Origin of the sequence: Pseudomonas cremoricolorata DSM 17059 = NBRC 16634 (assembly GCF_000425745.1) — a bacterium.
Classification (GTDB): Bacteria; Pseudomonadota; Gammaproteobacteria; order Pseudomonadales; family Pseudomonadaceae; genus Aquipseudomonas; species Aquipseudomonas cremoricolorata.
The window spans coordinates 53,562-69,580 of sequence record NZ_AUEA01000003.1 but is presented as its reverse complement, the minus strand read 5'-3'; the positions used below and the strand labels follow the sequence as shown (position 1 = coordinate 69,580).

Here is a 16,019-nt window from a genome sequence, read left to right as displayed (position 1 = left end):
CATGAACGAAATACTCTGGCGCCCACAGCGTGCGCAGATCGAAGCCAGTCGCATGAGTGCTCTGCGCCGCCAGATCAACGTGCGCCTGGGCCTGGCACTGGATGACTACCCGGCGCTACACCGCTGGAGCATCGAACAGCGCGCAGCGTTCTGGCAGGCCCTGTGCGATCACTTCAAGGTGCGCTGGCACAGCCGCGCCAGCCAGGTGCTCGACGAACCCGGCGCAATGGCCGAGGCGCGCTGGTTCCCGGGCGCCACGTTGAACTACGCCGAGCACCTGTTGCAGCGTCGCGACGAGCAGCCAGCGCTGGTGTCGATCAGCGAAGACGGCCAGCGCCAGGTACTCAGCCATCGGCAACTGGCGCAGCATGTGGCCGGCCTGCAACGGGCGCTGGAAGACCTCGGCATCGGCCCCGGCGACCGGGTGGCGGCGATGATGCCCAACCGCTGGGAGACCCTGGTGGGCTTTCTGGCCTGCGCCAGCCTCGGCGCGGTGTGGTCGAGCGCGTCACCGGAGTTCGGCGGCGCGGGGCTGATCGACCGCTTCGGCCAGATCGAACCGAAACTGCTGATCGCCTGCGCCGCCTATCACTACGCCGGCAAGACCCTTGAGCAGATCGAGAAGATCAACGCCCTGGTCGCCGCCCTGCCCAGCCTGGAGCATCTTCTGGTGGTGCCGTGCGCCGCCGAGGGCGTTGCGACCCAGGCCTTCAGCGGCGTGTCGAGTTCGCTGTGGAGCGACTTCTATCAGGCCAGCGGCACCCCGCGCTTCGCCTCGCTGGCGTTCGATCACCCGCTGTACATTCTCTACTCCAGCGGCACCACCGGCGTGCCCAAGTGCATCGTCCACCGCGCCGGCGGCGTGCTCTTGCAGCACCTCAAGGAGCACGGCCTGCACTGCGACCTCAAGGCCGATGAGGGCCTGTTCTACTACACCACCTGCGGCTGGATGATGTGGAACTGGCTGGTCAGCGGCCTGGCCCTGGGTGCACGCCTGGTGCTGTATGACGGCTCACCGTTTCACCCCAGCGCGCAGCGCCTGTTCGACCTGATCGACGCCGAACGCATCACTGTTTTCGGCACCAGCGCCAAGTACCTGGCGGCCATCGAGCAGGCCGGGGTCGAGCCTGCCCACAGTCATCGCCTGGACAGCCTGCGGCTGATCCTCGCAACCGGCTCGCCGCTGTCGCCGCACAGCTACGATTACGTGTACGCCAGGGTGAAGGACGATGTGTGCCTGGCGTCGATGTCTGGCGGCACCGATATCGTCTCGTGCTTCGTGCTCGGCAACCCGCTGCTGCCGGTGCGCCGTGGCGAAATCCAGTGCCGCGGCCTGGGCATGGACGTGCAGGTGTGGAATGCCCAGGGCCAGTCGGTGCTGGGCGAAAAGGGCGAACTGGTCTGCACCCGCAGTTTCCCGAGCATGCCGCTGGGCTTCTGGGGCGATGCCGATGGCAGCCGCTACCGCGCCGCCTATTTCAGCCAGTTCGAGGGCGTGTGGGCGCAGGGTGATTACGCCCAAGCCTGCGCCGAGGGCGGGCTGATCATCCATGGTCGCTCCGATGCAGTGCTCAACCCTGGTGGCGTGCGCATCGGCACCGCGGAAATCTACCGCCAGGTGGAGAAAGTCAACGAGGTGCTGGAGAGCATCGCCATCGGCCAGGACTGGCAAGGCGATGTGCGCGTGGTGCTGTTCGTGCGCCTGCGCGAAGGGCTGAGCCTGGATGAAGGGCTGAGCCTGCGCATCCGTCAGGTGATTCGCCAGTACACCACCGCGCGCCACGTGCCGGCGGTGATCGTCCAGGTCACTGACCTGCCGCGTGCCCTCAGCGGCAAGCTGGTTGAACTGGCGGTGCGCGAGGTGGTGCATGGGCGCCCGGTGAACAACACCGATGCGCTGGCCAATCCCGAATCACTGGCGCAGTTCGCTGATCGTGCAGAGCTGAGGTAGCAGGCATAATGTCGGCCTTTTTTTCACCCGCCCCGCAGGTATCCACATGAAAGCCCAAGCCCGCCATATTCTGGTCAAGACCGCCGCCGAGGCCGAACAGCTCAAGCAGCGCATCGACAAGGGCGAGGCCTTCGACGTGCTGGCCAAACGCTATTCGACCTGCCCTTCAGGCAAACGCGGTGGCGATCTTGGGGAGATTCGCCCGGGGCAGATGGTCGGCGCCATCGACCAGGTGATCTTCAGGAAACCGCTGCGGGTGGTGCATGGGCCGATCAAGAGCAAGTTCGGTTATCACCTGGTGCAGGTGTTCTACCGCGACTGAGTCCGCGCTCAGCGCCGAGCGGCCAGCAGCCCCAACCCGGCGCAGCCCAGCAGTGCGGCGCTGATGCGGTTGAACAGGCGGCGCGGGCGCGGCTGCTGGAACCAACGCTGCAAGTAGGCACCCAGCCCTGCATAGATGGCGATGGCTGCCCACTCCAGCAGCAGAAACAGCACGCCCAGGTAAAGGAACTGCTCGGCCACCGGCAGCGCGCTGTCGAGGCGGACGAACTGCGGCAGAAAAGCGGTGAAGATCAGAATCGCCTTGGGGTTGCCCGCCGCCACCAGAAACTCCTGGCGCGCCAGTTGCCAGCCGCTATGGCTGACCGCGTTGGCCTGCGCCGCCTCGCCCACCGGCGCTCGCCACAGTTGCCAGGCGATATAGAACAGGTACGCCGCGCCCAGCAGCTTGATCGCCAGGAACAGGTATTCACTGGTGTGCAGCACCACGGCCAGGCCGAGGGCGGCCAGGGCGATCATGCCGCTGAAAGCCAGCAGTCGACCGCTGCCGGCAAGGCATGCGCGGCGCAGGCCATAGCGGCTGGCATTGTGCAGCGATAACAGGTTGTTCGGCCCCGGCGCCATGTTCAAGGCAAAGCAGGCCGGGATGAATAGCAGCAGGCTGGACAGGTCCATTGTTGTTCTCCTTGGGGACCTGCGCAGTGTCGGGTGGCGCCAGGCCGAGGGTCAAACACAGTCACGCCGCGAATGAGCGCAACAGTACGACACCGCCAGCGCGGCCATGAGTGCTGCAGCGCCTGATATTTCTGCCAGTTGTCACACCGTGGATGGCCAGCGCAGGCTCGGGTCTGCCGATCCTGACCGGGAGTTCGCCTGATGCGCACCTTGCTCACCGTCACCAGCGCAGCGTTCGCGTCGCTGGCCCTCGTGCCCTCCGCTCAGGCAGCGTGCGTGTTCACTCCCGGAACCGGCAGCGATGCCTACGTCTGCGACAGCGGCAGCGCGGCGGGGCTGGTCGATCTGCTGGGCGACAATAGCCTGACCCTGCCGCCGGGCGGTAACGGCACGATTGCCGGCAATGTCAGCTTCGGCCCGGGCATGGACTCGCTGGACATGGCCTCCGGGCGCATCGAAGGCTCGGTCAACCAGGGTGCCGGCATCGACACCTTCAACATGAGTGGCGGGGTGATCACCGGAAACCTCAATCAAGGCGATGGCCTGGACCGCTTTTTCATGAGCGATGGCTGGATCGTCGGCACCTTCGATAGCGGCGACTACGCACAAATGGACGGTGGCCGCATCGGCACCGTGAACATGCGTCTGGATCAGAACACTTTCATCATGCGCGGCGGCCAGATCGACCGAAATCTGGTCACGGCGTTCGATCGCGACTACATCGAGCTGTTCGCAGGCTCGATCGGCGGCAACATCAGCGTCAGCGGCGGTGACGATCAGGTGCTGATCCACGGCGGCCGCGTGGGCGGCGATGTCTTGCTCAGCACCGGCAACGACCGCTTCACCTGGGACGGCGGCAGCATCGGCGGGATGGTGCAGATGGGCCCCGGCGACGATCAGGCGCTGTTGCGCCAGTTGAACGCCAGGCAACTGGTCATCCGCGTGGATGGCGGCGACGGCCAGGACGCACTGCTGTTCGACCAGAGCACGCCGTCCGGCGGCAGCCTGTACCCGAACTGGGAACGTATCGACCTGACCAACGCCAGCCGCATGAGCTTGAATGACGCGCTGCTGCTGGGCGATGCCGGCACCGGCACCGGCACTTTGAAGATCGATGCCAGCAGCCAATTACGGTCGCGCAGCGGCCAGATCAGCGCTTTCGTTGCCGATCAGCCCGCCACGCTGAACAACAGCGGCCTGATCGACCTGAGCAGCAGCGATGGCCTCGGCCGCCTGACCGTGGTGGGCAACTACAGCGGCGATGACGGTACCCTCAAGCTGGCCAGTGTGCTGGCGGGCGATGGCGCCCCTTCTGACCGGCTGATCGTCAGTGGCGGCAGCATCGATGGACGCACCCTGCTCAGCATCAGCAACCTCGGCGGTGCGGGGGCGCCAACGCTCGCCAACGGCATTCAGGTGGTGGAAGCCAGCAACGGCACCCGCAGCACCGCGACGGCCTTCGTCCAGACCCAGGTGCTCTCGGCCGGCGCCTACGATTACCGCCTGTTCAAAGGTGGGCTCACCGCCGGCAGCGAAAACAGCTGGTACCTGCGCTCGACCCTGGCAGCGGCGCCGGTGGTCGAACAGCCTCCTGCACAGCCCCCGGCCGAGCCCGAGCCCGGGCAACCGCCGACCGCAACCCCGCCTGCCAGCACCCCTCCGGTTGCCGCACCCGCACCTGGCCAGGCCGATCTGCCAGTGGCCAGCGCCGGCAGCAGCGTGCCGTTGTACCGCGAAGAAGTGCCGGTCTACAGCGCCGCGCCGCGCGCTGCCGCGGTGATCACCCGGCAGGCGCTGGGGACTTTCCATCAACGCCAGGGCGACCAGCGCCTGTTGAACGGCGATGGCGCCCTGCCGGCAAGCTGGGGTCAGGCCTATGGCAACACGTTTCGCCAGCAGTGGAGCGGCACCGTCAACCCCGCGCTGGACGGCAGCGTCTACGGGTGGCGGGTCGGTCAGGACCTGTTCGCGCTCACCGACAGCAGCGGCTACCGCCAGCAGTTCGGTTTCTATGTCGGTCAGAGCCGCCTGCGCGGCGATGTCAAAGGCTTCGCCCTGGCCCGGCAGAACCGCCAGGTCGGTGATCTGCGCCTGGATGCCGACAGCGTCGGGGCGTATTGGACGCTGGTCGGCCCACAGCAGGGCTATCTGGACAGCGTGGTGCAGTACAGCGATCTGCACGGCAATGCCCGCTCCGACCGCGGCGGGCGCCTGGCGCTGGACGGGCATACCTGGAGCGCATCCGTGGAAGCCGGCTATCCGATTGCGCTGTCGGCCAACTGGCGTCTGGAACCGCAGGCCCAGGTGATCGCGCAGAAGACTCATCTGGACGGCGCCCGCGATCAGGTGTCGCGCATCACCCTGAACAGCCAGACCGAACTCACCAGCCGTCTGGGCCTGAGGCTTGAGGGCGATCTGCCGCAGTCAGGCAAGACCTTGCTGCAGCCCTACGTGCAGGCCAACCTCTGGCACGCAGATGGTGGGCGCGACACGCTGCTGTTCGATGGCCTGGACCGCATCAACACCGATTACCGCAGCACCAGCGCCCAGCTGGAGACGGGTGTGGTCGCCCAGCTCGGCGCCAGCTTCAGCGTGCACGCCGGAGTGCAGTACAGCCAGAACCTCGATCGCCGCGAGCAACGTGGCCACGGCGCGAACCTTGGCCTGCGCTGGAACTACTGATACCGATCAGCGCCACGTGCGGATGCGAACAGCACACACGGCGCATGACCGCAACAGTGCGACCCGGCTAGACTGGCCGTCCTTCCCCGACCCTTGCCGTGCGCCATGCCTGACTCTTCGACCGACCACTGGCACGACCCCGCCCTGCCCTTCGTCGAAGCGCGGCGCGCCTGCCACAGCCGCGCCTGCTACAAGGCGCACAGCCATCCGACCTTTTCCATCGGTGCGGTGGACGCAGGCTTCAGCCACTTTCGCGGCGCCGGGCATGGCAGCCAGCGGCTGTGCCCCGGCACCTTGGTGCTGGTGCCGGCGCACCGCGTGCACGCCTGCAACCCCGAGCCGAACAGCGCCTGGAGCTACCAGATGCTGCACCTCGATGCCGAGTGGTTGCGGCGCCTGCGCAGTGAATGTGGCCTGGCAGAGGAACACCTCGATGCGCCCGCACGGATCAGCGCCGAGCCTGCGCTGTACCGGCAATTCTGTCAGCTCATCGAGGTGCTGTTCGCAAGCGTCAGTGCGCTGGAGAAGGAAACCGCGCTGATCACCTTCCTCGGTGACGGGGCGTGGTCGCACTGCGCGGCGCTGGACATGGCCCCGGCAGCCGACCGCGCGGCGCTCAATATCGACCTCAACGATCTGGCCGATGAGCAGTTGGCTCAGCTGACCCTCGCCGAGCTGGCGGGTATGGCCGGGCTTGATCGTTACGGGCTGATTCGCGCCTTCCGCCGCGCCACCGGCCTCACGCCACACGCCTGGCTGCTCAACGCGCGGGTCAACCGCGCCCGGCAGTTGCTGCGCCACGGCTGCGAACTGGCCGAGGTCGCCTACCGTCTGGGCTTTGCCGACCAGAGTCATTTCCAGCGGGTGTTCAAGACCCACGCCGGCACCACCCCAGGGCTGTATCGACGCACGCGCTAGCGCGGCGCGCACTATTGTCCAATACAGCCGCTGACGCCCGCGCCATCCTCCGCCCTTTCCAGCCGGAGGACCCGCGCCATGCAGCTGTTTGTGATCATCGCCACTGCCCATTTCCTCGCCTTGCTGTCACCGGGGCCCGACTTTTTCCTGGTGGCGCGCAACGCCGCCAATAGCGGCTGGAAGATCGCCAGCGGCGCCTGCCTGGGCATCGCCCTGGCCAATGGCCTGTTCATCGCCGTGGCCTTCGCCGGGCTGTCGTTGCTGCGTGAGGGCAGCGCCTGGTTCGTCGCCTTGCAACTGGCCGGTGGCGTGTACCTGGTGTACGTCGGCTGGCTGTTCATCCGCCATGCCAACGGCAGTGACCTGGGGGCACTAGCCACCGCGCAGGCAGCCCGGCGCGGCTGGTTGCGAGGGGTGCTGGCGGGTTTCTTGTGCGCGGTGCTCAATCCGAAGAACGCGCTGTTCTACGCCAGCCTGGCGAGCCTGGTCAGCGCCAGCAGTACCGGCTGGAAATGGCTGTATGCGCTGTGGATGTTCAGCGTGGTGTTGCTCTGGGACCTGCTGGTAGCCATCGCCATCGGCCATCCACGGGTGCTGCGCCGATTTGGCGCAGTGCTGCCGTGGCTGCAACGGGTATCGGGCGGCTTGTTGTTGGTGCTTGGCCTACTGGTATTGGTGCATGTGCTGATGGCTTGGGAGTGACGCCTGCTACAGCGCCAGTGCCAGCGACTCTCGCCCCTCGAGACTGAGCAAATGCTGCTTTACCGGCAGCCCGCCAGCGAACCCGGTGAGGCTGCCCGAGGCGCCGATGACACGGTGACAGGGGGCGATGATGGAAATCGGGTTGCGCCCGTTGGCCGCACCGACCGCGCGCATCGCCTGCGGCCGGCCGATCTGCTGGGCGATCTGCGCGTAGCTGCGGGTTTCCCCGAATGGAATGCTCAGCAGCGCCGCCCACACCTGGCGCTGGAAGTCGGTGCCGTGAAAATCCAGCGGCAGTTCGAACTGCTGACGCTGCCCTGCGAAATACTCGCCCAGTTGCCGCGCGGTTTCCTGCAGCACCGGGTGCTGGTCGTCACGCTGCAACTCGCCCAGGCGCACGCGATTTTCCCGTTCGTTCTGCCACAGCACGGCGGCCAGGCAATCGCCACGGGCGACAAGCGTCAGCGTGCCGACTGGGGAATCCATCAACGTGTAGGCGCAGGACATGGCAGTGTTCTCTCGGTGGTGGTCGACAACTTACTGGGGATCGAAGCGCTGAGCATGACGCATCAGGCAGGGGTCAGAGGCCAACCCCGACCAGCGGCAGGGGCGTCATTTCGAATTGAGGCGACTGCGCAGCACCCAGGCGCCAGCCCAACCGGCGAAGGCGTAGAACGCATCGAGGTAGAAGCGGCCCAGGTAGTTGGGTTGCAGCGCGCCCGGCTCGACCGGCGCGCTGCCTGGCAGCGCGGCATACAGCGCGTTGGGCAGAAACGCCAGGGCCAACAGCAGCCCATAGCTGAGGCTGCGCCACAGCCGTTGCCCGCCGGGCGAGGCATCGGCGCGGCGCAGACCGAAGTAGGCGATCAGCCCCGCCACCGGCAGCACCCAGAGCTGGATCGGCATCGACAAGAACATTTCCGCGACCAGGTTTCTGCTTTGCATGGCGATACCCTTGGACAAAGCCGCAGATTATCGCCAGGCAGCGGCTGCCAATGCAAACCACCGGGCCCAGGTTGCCAACCTGTGCCCGGCCATACGGCTCAGCCGAGGATCTTGTCCACCGTCAACGGGAAGTCCCTGACCCGTCGTCCAGTAGCGTGATACAGGGCATTGGCCACTGCCGCCGCAACGCCCACCACGCCAATCTCACCGACGCCCTTGGAGCCCAGTTCGTTGACGATATCGTCCGGCTCGTCGACGAAAATCACCTCGACCTCGCCCATGTCGGCGTTCACCGGAATGTGGTACTCGGCCAGGTTGTGGTTCATCGTGCGGCCCAGGTTGTGGTCCACCTCGGCCTGCTCATGCAAGGCCATGCCCACGCCCCACACCACACCGCCGAGAATCTGGCTGCGTGCAGTCTTGGGGTTGATCACCCGCCCTGCTGCCACCGCGCTGACCACCCGGCTGACCCGCAAGGTGCCCAGCGCTTCATCCACGCGCACCTCGACGAACACAGCAGAGTGCGTGGCGCAGGCAAAGCCCTCGCGCTTGGCACCTGGCTCGGCGGTAATCTGCACCTCCAGGGCGTCGTCGCCAGCGCCTTGCAGCAGGTCGGCGAAGGCGAACCGCCGCTCACCCACCTGCAACTGCCCATCGGCCACCACGAAACGGTCGGCCGGCTCGCCTGCCAGCGCCGGGTAGCGCGCCTGGGCGAGCGTTACCAGCTTGCTGCGCAGCACCTGGCAGGCCTGGCGCACCGCAGAACCCACCGACGACACGGTGAACGAGCCGCCTTGCAGGGGCGCTGTGGGCAGCGAGCTGTCGCCGAGCTGGAAGGTGATGTCCTCGACCGCCATGCCGGCGGCATCGGCGGCGATCTGCGTCATCACCGTGTAGGTGCCGGTGCCGATGTCGGTGGTGGCGCTGCTCACCCACAAGTGGCCGTCGGCATCGAGCCGCGCCTTGGCGCTGGCTTTCATCTGCATGGCTTCCCAGACCCCACCGGCCATGCCCCAACCGATCAGCTCATCGCCCTCCTGCTGGCTGCGCGGAACGGGATTGCGCCGCTCCCAGCCGAAGCGCTCAGCCCCCTGCTCGTAGCATTCGCGCAGGGCCTTGCTCGAATAGGGTTTGCCCTCGTTGCCGTTGCTGTCGGCGAAGTTGACCTGGCGCAGTGCCACCGGGTCGAGGCCGACCTGCTCGGCGAGCTCGTCCATGGCGCATTCCAGGCCGATCAAGCCCAGCGCCGCGCCGGGCGCACGCATGTCCAGTGGGGTGTAGACGTCCAGCGGCACCAGTTGATACGCCATGGCGACGTTGTCGCAGCGATAGAGCATGCCGCTCCACTCCACCACGTGCTCGCTGAAATCTTCGAAGCGTGAGGTCTGCCCGGTGGCTTCGTGGCGGATGGCGAGCAAGCGGCCATCAGCGTCGGCGCCCAGTTGCAGGCGCTGCAGGGTGCGTGGCCGGTAGCCGAAGGTGAACATCTGCTGGCGGGTCAGGGTCACCCGCACCGAGCGCTTGAGCTTGAGCGCGCCCATCACGGCCAGGGCCAGCTGGTACTGCGGACGCAGGCCCGAGCCGAACGCACCGCCGACGAACGCCGCGCATACCCGCACTTGCTCCTTGGGCAGCTTGAACACCTCCTGCACATAGGCCTGGCTGTTCTGCGTGCCCTGGGTCTTGTCATGGATCAGCAGGCTGCCATCGGCCTCGACGATCACCGTCGAGGCGTGCGGCTCCATCGGGTTGTGGTGCTCGTTGGGGGTGCTGTACTGCGCGTCAATACGCAACGGCGCGGCATTGAACGCTTCGGCGAAATCACCCCGCGGCTTGGGCAGTTCGGCGGGGGCGTCGTAGCCCTGGTCGCGGGCGGCGCAGAGGTCGGTCTGGTGTGAACCGGCGTCGATCTCGACCCGCACCAGGCTGCCGGCATAGCGCGCCAGCTCGAGGTTCTCGGCGATGACCAAAGCTACCGGCTGCCCGCTGTACAGCACGCGGTCGTTGAACAGCGGGCGGAACGGGTGACCATCGGCCGCATCGTCGTCTTCGTAAGGCTCATCATCGGCCGCCATGGGCGGTCGGTTGCCGTGGTGCAGTACCTCGATCACTCCGGGCAAGGCCAGGGCAGCCTGGCAGTCGATATGGCGGATACGGCCATGGGCCACGGCGCTGGACACCACGCTGCCATACAGCAGGCCTTCGGCCGGATACTCACCGGCATAACGGGCCTTGCCGGTGACTTTCGCCGGGCCATCGGTGCGGTCCAGTGGCTGGCCGCTGATCGCTTGCGCACTCATGCTGTGGCTCCTTGTCGACGCTGGGCCTGGCCTAGCGCACGGATGATCGCGTTGTGCGCCAGGGTGACCTTGAAGGCGTTGTGCGCAAGCGGCTGCGCGCCGCTGAGCATGGCCTGGGCAATCTGTGTGTAGGTGGCGGAAGTGGCCGGCTGGCCCTGGAAGCGTGCCTCCAGAGCCGGGTCACGCCAAGGCTTGTGCGCGACGCCGCCCAAGGCCAGGCGCAGCTCACCGATGCGCTCGCCTTCCAGGCGCAAGGCTGCCGCCACCGAAATCAGCGCGAAGGCATACGAGGCGCGGTCACGCACCTTGAGGTAGTGCACGTGCTCGGCGAAACGTGGGGCCGGCAGCTCGATGGCGGTAATCAGTTCGTTGTCTGCGAGGGTGTTGTCGCGCTCGGGCTGCTCGCCCGGCAGGCGGTGGAAGTCGGCGAAGGCAATTTGCCGGCTGCCAGCCGGGCCTTGTACCTGGACGGTCGCCTCGAGCGCGGCCAGGGCCACGCACATGTCCGAGGGGTGTACGGCAACGCAGTGCTGGCTGGCGCCGAGAATCGCGTGGTTGCGGTTCAAGCCACTGCGCGCCGGGCAGCCAGTGCCGGGGGCGCGCTTGTTGCACGGCACGGCGCTGTCGTAGAAGTAGGCGCAGCGGGTGCGTTGCAGCAGGTTGCCGCCGCTGCTTGCCATGTTGCGCAGCTGCGGCGAGGCCCCGGCCAGGATGGCTTGGGCGAGCAGTGGGTAATCGGCTTCGATACGCGGATGGCGGGCCAGCTCGGCGTTGCCGACCAATGCGCCGATCGACAACCCGCCGCTGGCCGTGGCGGTGACTTCACGCAGCGGCAGCCCGGTGATGTCGATCAGCCGCTGGGGCTGGGCGACGTTTTCTTTCATCAGATCGAGCAGGTTGGTGCCGCCTGCGATGAAGTGCGAATCGGGGCCGGCCAGTTGCAGGGCGCCGGCGACATCGGTGGGTTTGCTGTAGGCAAAGGGGATCATGCGCGCGGCCCTCCCTGATCGCTGGCAATCATCTGCGGCAGCGCCTCTTCCACGGCCGCGACGATGTTGCCGTAGGCACCGCAGCGGCACAGGTTGCCGCTCATGCCTTCCTGGATCTCGGCGCGCGACAGCGCCCGGCCTTCGCTGGCCAGGGCCACCGCCGAGCAGATCTGCCCGGGGGTGCAATAGCCGCACTGGAAGGCGTCGTGGCGAATGAACGCCTGTTGCAAGGGATGCAGGCGCTCATCGTCTGCCAGCCCTTCGATGGTGGTGATGCAATCGCCGTCGCACATGATCGCCAGCGTCAGGCAGGCGTTGACCCGCTGCCCGTTGCGCAGCACGGTGCAGGCACCGCACTGGCCATGGTCACAGCCCTTCTTGCTGCCGGTCAGGTCGAGTTGGTCGCGCAGCAGGTCAAGCAGGGTCATCCACGGTGCCACCTGTAGCTGATGGCGCTGGCCGTTGATCGACAGCTCGAGCGGCTGGTGCGCCGGTATGCAGTCTGAATCGCTCATTGTTCACGCCTCACGGTCGGTATGCTCATCGTCTTGTGCAGTCTGTGCTGCATTTTCAGGTCCGACCGGGAGCCAACGGCATGCGTTCAAAGCAACTCCACTCCACCTGCCCAGAGGCGCAGTCGCACTGCGTGGCGCTGCTACTCGCCGCTGGCAAAGGGCGGCGCTTTGGCAGCGACAAGCGCCAGGCGCGGCTCGCTGACGGGCAGACCCTGCTGGCCGCCAGCGTGGGCAACGCCCAGGCGCAGTTCGCCGAGGTGTGGGTGGTGATTGGCGCCGACGACGACCCACAAGCCCTGGGCTTGCCGATGTCGGTGCAGCTGGTACGCGCGCCGCGCGGCAGCGATGGCATGGGCGCCAGCCTGGCGGCGGGCATGCAGGCGCTGGCCGGCTCCCCGGCCGAGGCGGTGGCGGTGCTGTTGGGCGACATGCCGTGGATCGCCGGCGCCACCCTCGCCCGCTTGCAGCAGGCCGCAGGCGCCGAGCTCATCGTCATGCCGCACTGTCACGGGCAACGTGGCCATCCGGTGCTGTTCGGCCGCGCGTTCTGGGCAGCGCTGGGCGAAAGCTCAGGCGATCAGGGCGGGCGCCAGGTGCTGCGCGACAACGCCCATGCCTGCCGGGTGATCGAGGTCATCGATGCCGGCGTGCTGCGCGACGTCGATACCCCAGGCGATCTTTCCCCGCCCTGAGCCGACCGCACCTGGCCAGGCAATTGCCCCGCAGGCGTTTCCGAACCTGCCTGGTTTGTATTATCGTGGCGCGTGCGCATCAACCGCAGCCCGCACGCAACGGGCGCTGCAAGACAATCGAGGGTGTCATGAGCAACGAAAGCATTAACTGGGACAAGCTGGGCTTTGACTACATCAAGACCGACAAGCGCTACCTGTCCGTCTGGCGCAACGGCGAGTGGGACCACGGCACCCTGACCGAAGACAACGTGCTGCACATCAGTGAAGGCTCCACTGCCCTGCACTATGGCCAGCAATGCTTCGAGGGTCTGAAGGCCTACCGCTGCAAGGACGGCTCGATCAACCTGTTCCGCCCCGAGCAGAACGCCGCGCGCATGGCCCGCAGCTGCGCCCGCCTGTTGATGCCCCAGGTGCCCAGCGATGTCTTCGTCGAAGCCTGCAAACAGGTGGTCAAGGCCAACGAGAAGTTCGTGCCGCCCCACGGCAAAGGAGCCCTGTACCTGCGTCCGTTCGTCATCGGCACCGGTGACAACATCGGCGTGCGCACCGCCCCCGAGTTCATCTTCTCGATCTTCGCCATCCCGGTAGGCTCGTACTTCAAGGGCGGCATGAAGCCGCACAACTTCCAGATCTCCAGCTTCGACCGTGCAGCGCCGCAAGGCACCGGCGCGGCCAAGGTCGGCGGCAACTACGCAGCCAGCCTGCAGCCAGGTCTGGAGGCAAAGAAGGCCAACTTCGCCGATGCCATCTACCTCGACCCGCTGACCCACACCAAGATCGAGGAAGTCGGTTCGGCCAACTTCTTCGGCATCACCGCCAACAACGAATTCGTCACGCCGAAATCCGCCTCGGTACTGCCGGGCATCACCCGCCTGTCGCTGATGGAGCTGGCGCAATCGCGCCTGGGCCTGACGGTGATCGAAGGCGATGTGGAAATCAGCCAGCTCGACCGCTTCATCGAAGCCGGCGCCTGCGGCACCGCGGCGGTGATCACGCCGATTGGCGGCATCGAATACAACGGCAAGCTGCACGTTTTCCACGACCTGGAAAAAGTCGGCCCGGTGACTCAGAAGCTGTACAACGAGCTGACCGGCATCCAGAGCGGTGACGTCGAAGCGCCAGCGGGCTGGATCGTCAAGGTCGCCTGATTCCGCAGTGCCTGGCGGGGTGCCCTGACCATTGCCGATGCTCGCCATCGGCGGCGGTCACGGCACCCCGCGCTGCATTCGGGCAGATGAATTTTTCTTAAATCGACCAGCGGCTATTCTTTGGCACAATCGACTCTCCAACCCGTTGCCCAGGTATAAGCATGCCCCGCGTACTGACCATCGAAGACGACGCCGTCACTGCCCAGGAAATCGTCGCTGAATTGTCCAGCCACGGCCTGGAAGTCGACTGGGCCGACAACGGCCGCGAGGGGCTGTCCAAGGCCATCGGCGGCGGCTACGACCTGATCACCCTCGACCGCATGCTGCCCGAAGTCGATGGCCTGACCATCGTCACCACCCTGCGCAGCCTGAAGATCACCACGCCGATCCTGATGATCAGCGCGCTGTCGGATGTCGACGAGCGAGTGCGTGGCCTGCGTGCCGGCGGTGATGACTACCTGACCAAACCCTTCGCCTCGGACGAGATGGCCGCCCGCGTCGAGGTGCTGCTGCGCCGCAACAGCGTGCCGGTGACGCAAACTCGCCTGCAGGTCTGCGACCTGGAGCTTGACCTGATCAGCCATGAAGCACGGCGCGGCGAGCAGGCCCTGAACCTGCTGCCCACCGAATACAAGCTGCTCGAATACCTGATGCGCCACGCCGGCCAGGTGATTACCCGGATGATGATCTTCGAGGAAGTCTGGGGTTATCACTTCGACCCGGGCACCAACCTGATCGATGTGCACATCGGCCGCCTGCGCAAGAAGATCGACTCGCCCGGCCAGACACCGCTGATTCGCACGGTACGGGGTTCGGGCTATGCCATTGCCGAACCCGTCTAAGGGCTGGAGTTCGTCCACCAGCCGTCTGCTGGCGCTGTACAGCTTTCTCTTCGTGGCCTGGAGCAGCATCCTCATGGGGGTGCTCTATTTCGAGGTGTCCAGCTACCTGAACAAGCTGACCCGCCATTCCATGCTGCAACGCCAGCACCTGTTCGCGCACATGAGCGGCAAGCAGCTCGACGATGCACTGCTGGCCAGCGAGGCCTTCGAGCAGCGCTCGTTCGATGCCTACGGGCTGTTCGACGCGCAGCTGCTGCCGCTTGGCGGGCGCATTGGTGCCTTCCCTGCCGGCCTGAAACTGGACGGGCGCATCCATGAACTCAAGCAATGCCTGGTCGACACCCCGCACCTGCCGCAAGACAGCTGCGACGCGGTGGCGATCCACATCACCGACGGCCGCTGGCTGGTGCTGATCCGCGACAACGGCTCGTTGTTCGTGGTCACGCGGATCATTCTCGACGCCTTGCTCTGGGGCATTTCCCTGACCTTGATTCCAGGTTTTGCCGGCTGGTACCTGCTGCGTCGCCGCCCGCTCAAGCGCATTCGCGCGGTACAGGCCAGCGCCGAGTTGATCGTTGCCGGCGACCTCACCCACCGCCTGCCGCTGTCGGCGCGACGCGACGAACTGGACATGCTGGCAGCCATCGTCAACGCCATGCTCGACCGCATCGAGCGGCTGATGCATGAGGTAAAAGGCGTGTGCGACAACATCGCCCACGACCTGCGCACCCCGCTCACCCGCCTGCGCGCCCAGCTCTACCGCATGCGCCAGCAAAGCGGTGAAGACGACCCGCTGGCCGAACCGCTGGACCAGGCCATCGCCGACACCGACACCTTGATGGCGCGCTTCCGTGGCCTGCTGCGCATCAGCGAGCTGGAAGACCGCCGCCGCCGCGCAGGCTTCGTCGAACTCGACCCCCACGGCCTGCTGCTGGAACTGCACGATTTCTACCTGCCGCTGGCTGAAGATGGCGGCATCCAGCTCACCCTGGAACAACCCGCGAGCTTGCCGGCGCTCAACGGCGACCGCGAACTGCTGTTCGAGGCGCTGGCCAACCTGGTCGGCAACGCCATCAAATTCACCCCTGAAGGTGGCCAGGTGCGGATTCTTGCCAGCGTCGATGAACAGGCGGTCAGCGTCGCCGTGGACGACAGCGGTCCGGGCATCCCGAGCGAAGAACGCGAAGCGGTGCTCAAGCGTTTCTACCGCAGCGATGAGGGCCATCGCCACGCAGGCTTCGGCTTGGGGTTGTCGATCGTCTCGGCCATCGTCGACCTGCATGGCTACCGCCTGCTGATCGACGCCAGCCCGCTGGGCGGGGCACGCCTGATGCTGCGCTGCGCACGGCCGCTGAGCCCGGCCGCACCGGTCTGAGGCCCG

The 16,019-nt window shown here is 66.4% G+C and carries 15 protein-coding genes; 9 read left to right on the top strand and 6 right to left on the bottom strand.

Features of this window, described 5'->3' with window-relative positions; all coding sequences use genetic code 11:
• The first annotated feature begins 1 nt into the window (after nt 1).
• Both H618_RS0104820 and H618_RS0104815 read left to right on the top strand, forming a co-directional pair.
• Nucleotides 2-1,951: an acetoacetate--CoA ligase gene (locus H618_RS0104820; protein WP_028693993.1), complete on the top strand. Its 1,950-nt coding sequence runs from the start codon at nt 2-4 to the stop codon at nt 1,949-1,951.
• Nucleotides 1,952-1,997: 46 nt separating this feature from the next.
• A complete protein-coding gene (locus H618_RS0104815) occupies nt 1,998-2,273 on the top strand; it encodes a peptidylprolyl isomerase (RefSeq protein ID WP_028693992.1) in 276 nt (91 codons plus the stop codon).
• 8 nt (nt 2,274-2,281) lie between these two features.
• Here H618_RS0104815 and H618_RS0104810 read toward each other — a convergent pair whose 3' ends face one another.
• Nucleotides 2,282-2,905 (bottom strand): LysE family translocator, encoded by a 624-nt coding sequence (locus tag H618_RS0104810; protein ID WP_028693991.1) that lies wholly within the window; start codon nt 2,903-2,905, stop codon nt 2,282-2,284.
• 201 nt (nt 2,906-3,106) lie between these two features.
• On the opposite strand from H618_RS0104810, the gene H618_RS0104805 reads away from it, so the two are divergent.
• From H618_RS0104805 to H618_RS0104795, 3 genes are all read left to right on the top strand, one after another.
• A complete protein-coding gene (locus H618_RS0104805) occupies nt 3,107-5,587 on the top strand; it encodes an autotransporter family protein (protein WP_028693990.1) in 2,481 nt (826 codons plus the stop codon).
• Between the two features lie 105 nt (nt 5,588-5,692).
• On the top strand, nt 5,693-6,505 hold the full coding sequence (locus H618_RS0104800) for a helix-turn-helix transcriptional regulator (protein WP_028693989.1): 813 nt from the start codon (nt 5,693-5,695) through the stop codon (nt 6,503-6,505).
• Between the two features lie 78 nt (nt 6,506-6,583).
• Complete coding sequence (locus tag H618_RS0104795; protein ID WP_028693988.1) at nt 6,584-7,207, top strand: LysE family translocator; 624 nt, start codon at nt 6,584-6,586, stop codon at nt 7,205-7,207.
• Between the two features lie 6 nt (nt 7,208-7,213).
• Here the strand turns inward: H618_RS0104795 and H618_RS0104790 are convergent, their stop codons facing one another.
• The 5 genes from H618_RS0104790 to H618_RS0104770 all read right to left on the bottom strand — a co-directional run bounded on the left by H618_RS0104790 (nt 7,214) and on the right by H618_RS0104770 (nt 11,956).
• Nucleotides 7,214-7,714 (bottom strand): methylated-DNA--[protein]-cysteine S-methyltransferase, encoded by a 501-nt coding sequence (locus H618_RS0104790; RefSeq protein ID WP_028693987.1) that lies wholly within the window; start codon nt 7,712-7,714, stop codon nt 7,214-7,216.
• Between the two features lie 105 nt (nt 7,715-7,819).
• The gene (locus H618_RS0104785) at nt 7,820-8,152 is read right to left on the bottom strand and encodes a hypothetical protein (RefSeq protein WP_245586751.1); all 333 of its coding nucleotides are present in this window, start codon (nt 8,150-8,152) and stop codon (nt 7,820-7,822) included.
• A 98-nt stretch (nt 8,153-8,250) separates the two neighbouring features.
• Nucleotides 8,251-10,452, bottom strand: coding sequence for a xanthine dehydrogenase family protein molybdopterin-binding subunit (locus H618_RS0104780; RefSeq protein ID WP_028693985.1), 2,202 nt, complete (start codon nt 10,450-10,452; stop codon nt 8,251-8,253).
• Nucleotides 10,449-11,441 carry an FAD binding domain-containing protein gene (locus H618_RS0104775; protein WP_028693984.1) on the bottom strand — a complete coding sequence of 331 codons (993 nt, stop codon included), beginning with the start codon at nt 11,439-11,441 and terminating at the stop codon, nt 10,449-10,451. Before H618_RS0104775 ends, H618_RS0104780 begins: the two co-directional genes overlap by 4 nt.
• A complete protein-coding gene (locus H618_RS0104770; RefSeq protein WP_028693983.1) occupies nt 11,438-11,956 on the bottom strand; it encodes a (2Fe-2S)-binding protein in 519 nt (172 codons plus the stop codon). Before H618_RS0104770 ends, H618_RS0104775 begins: the two co-directional genes overlap by 4 nt.
• Nucleotides 11,957-12,036: 80 nt before the next feature.
• Between H618_RS0104770 and H618_RS0104765 the strand changes: the two genes are divergently transcribed.
• From H618_RS0104765 to H618_RS0104750, 4 genes are all read left to right on the top strand, one after another.
• Nucleotides 12,037-12,648, top strand: a complete 612-nt coding sequence (locus H618_RS0104765) for a nucleotidyltransferase family protein (RefSeq protein ID WP_050577211.1) — start codon at nt 12,037-12,039, stop codon at nt 12,646-12,648.
• Nucleotides 12,649-12,776: 128 nt separating this feature from the next.
• Nucleotides 12,777-13,796 (top strand): branched-chain amino acid aminotransferase, encoded by a 1,020-nt coding sequence (locus H618_RS0104760; protein WP_028693981.1) that lies wholly within the window; start codon nt 12,777-12,779, stop codon nt 13,794-13,796.
• A 161-nt stretch (nt 13,797-13,957) separates the two neighbouring features.
• Entirely contained in the window at nt 13,958-14,638 is a 681-nt protein-coding gene (locus H618_RS0104755) for a response regulator transcription factor (RefSeq protein ID WP_028693980.1), read from the top strand.
• Nucleotides 14,616-16,013, top strand: coding sequence for a sensor histidine kinase (locus H618_RS0104750; protein ID WP_028693979.1), 1,398 nt, complete (start codon nt 14,616-14,618; stop codon nt 16,011-16,013). The genes H618_RS0104755 and H618_RS0104750 overlap by 23 nt, the downstream gene beginning before the upstream one ends.
• The last annotated feature ends 6 nt before the right edge of the window (nt 16,014-16,019 follow it).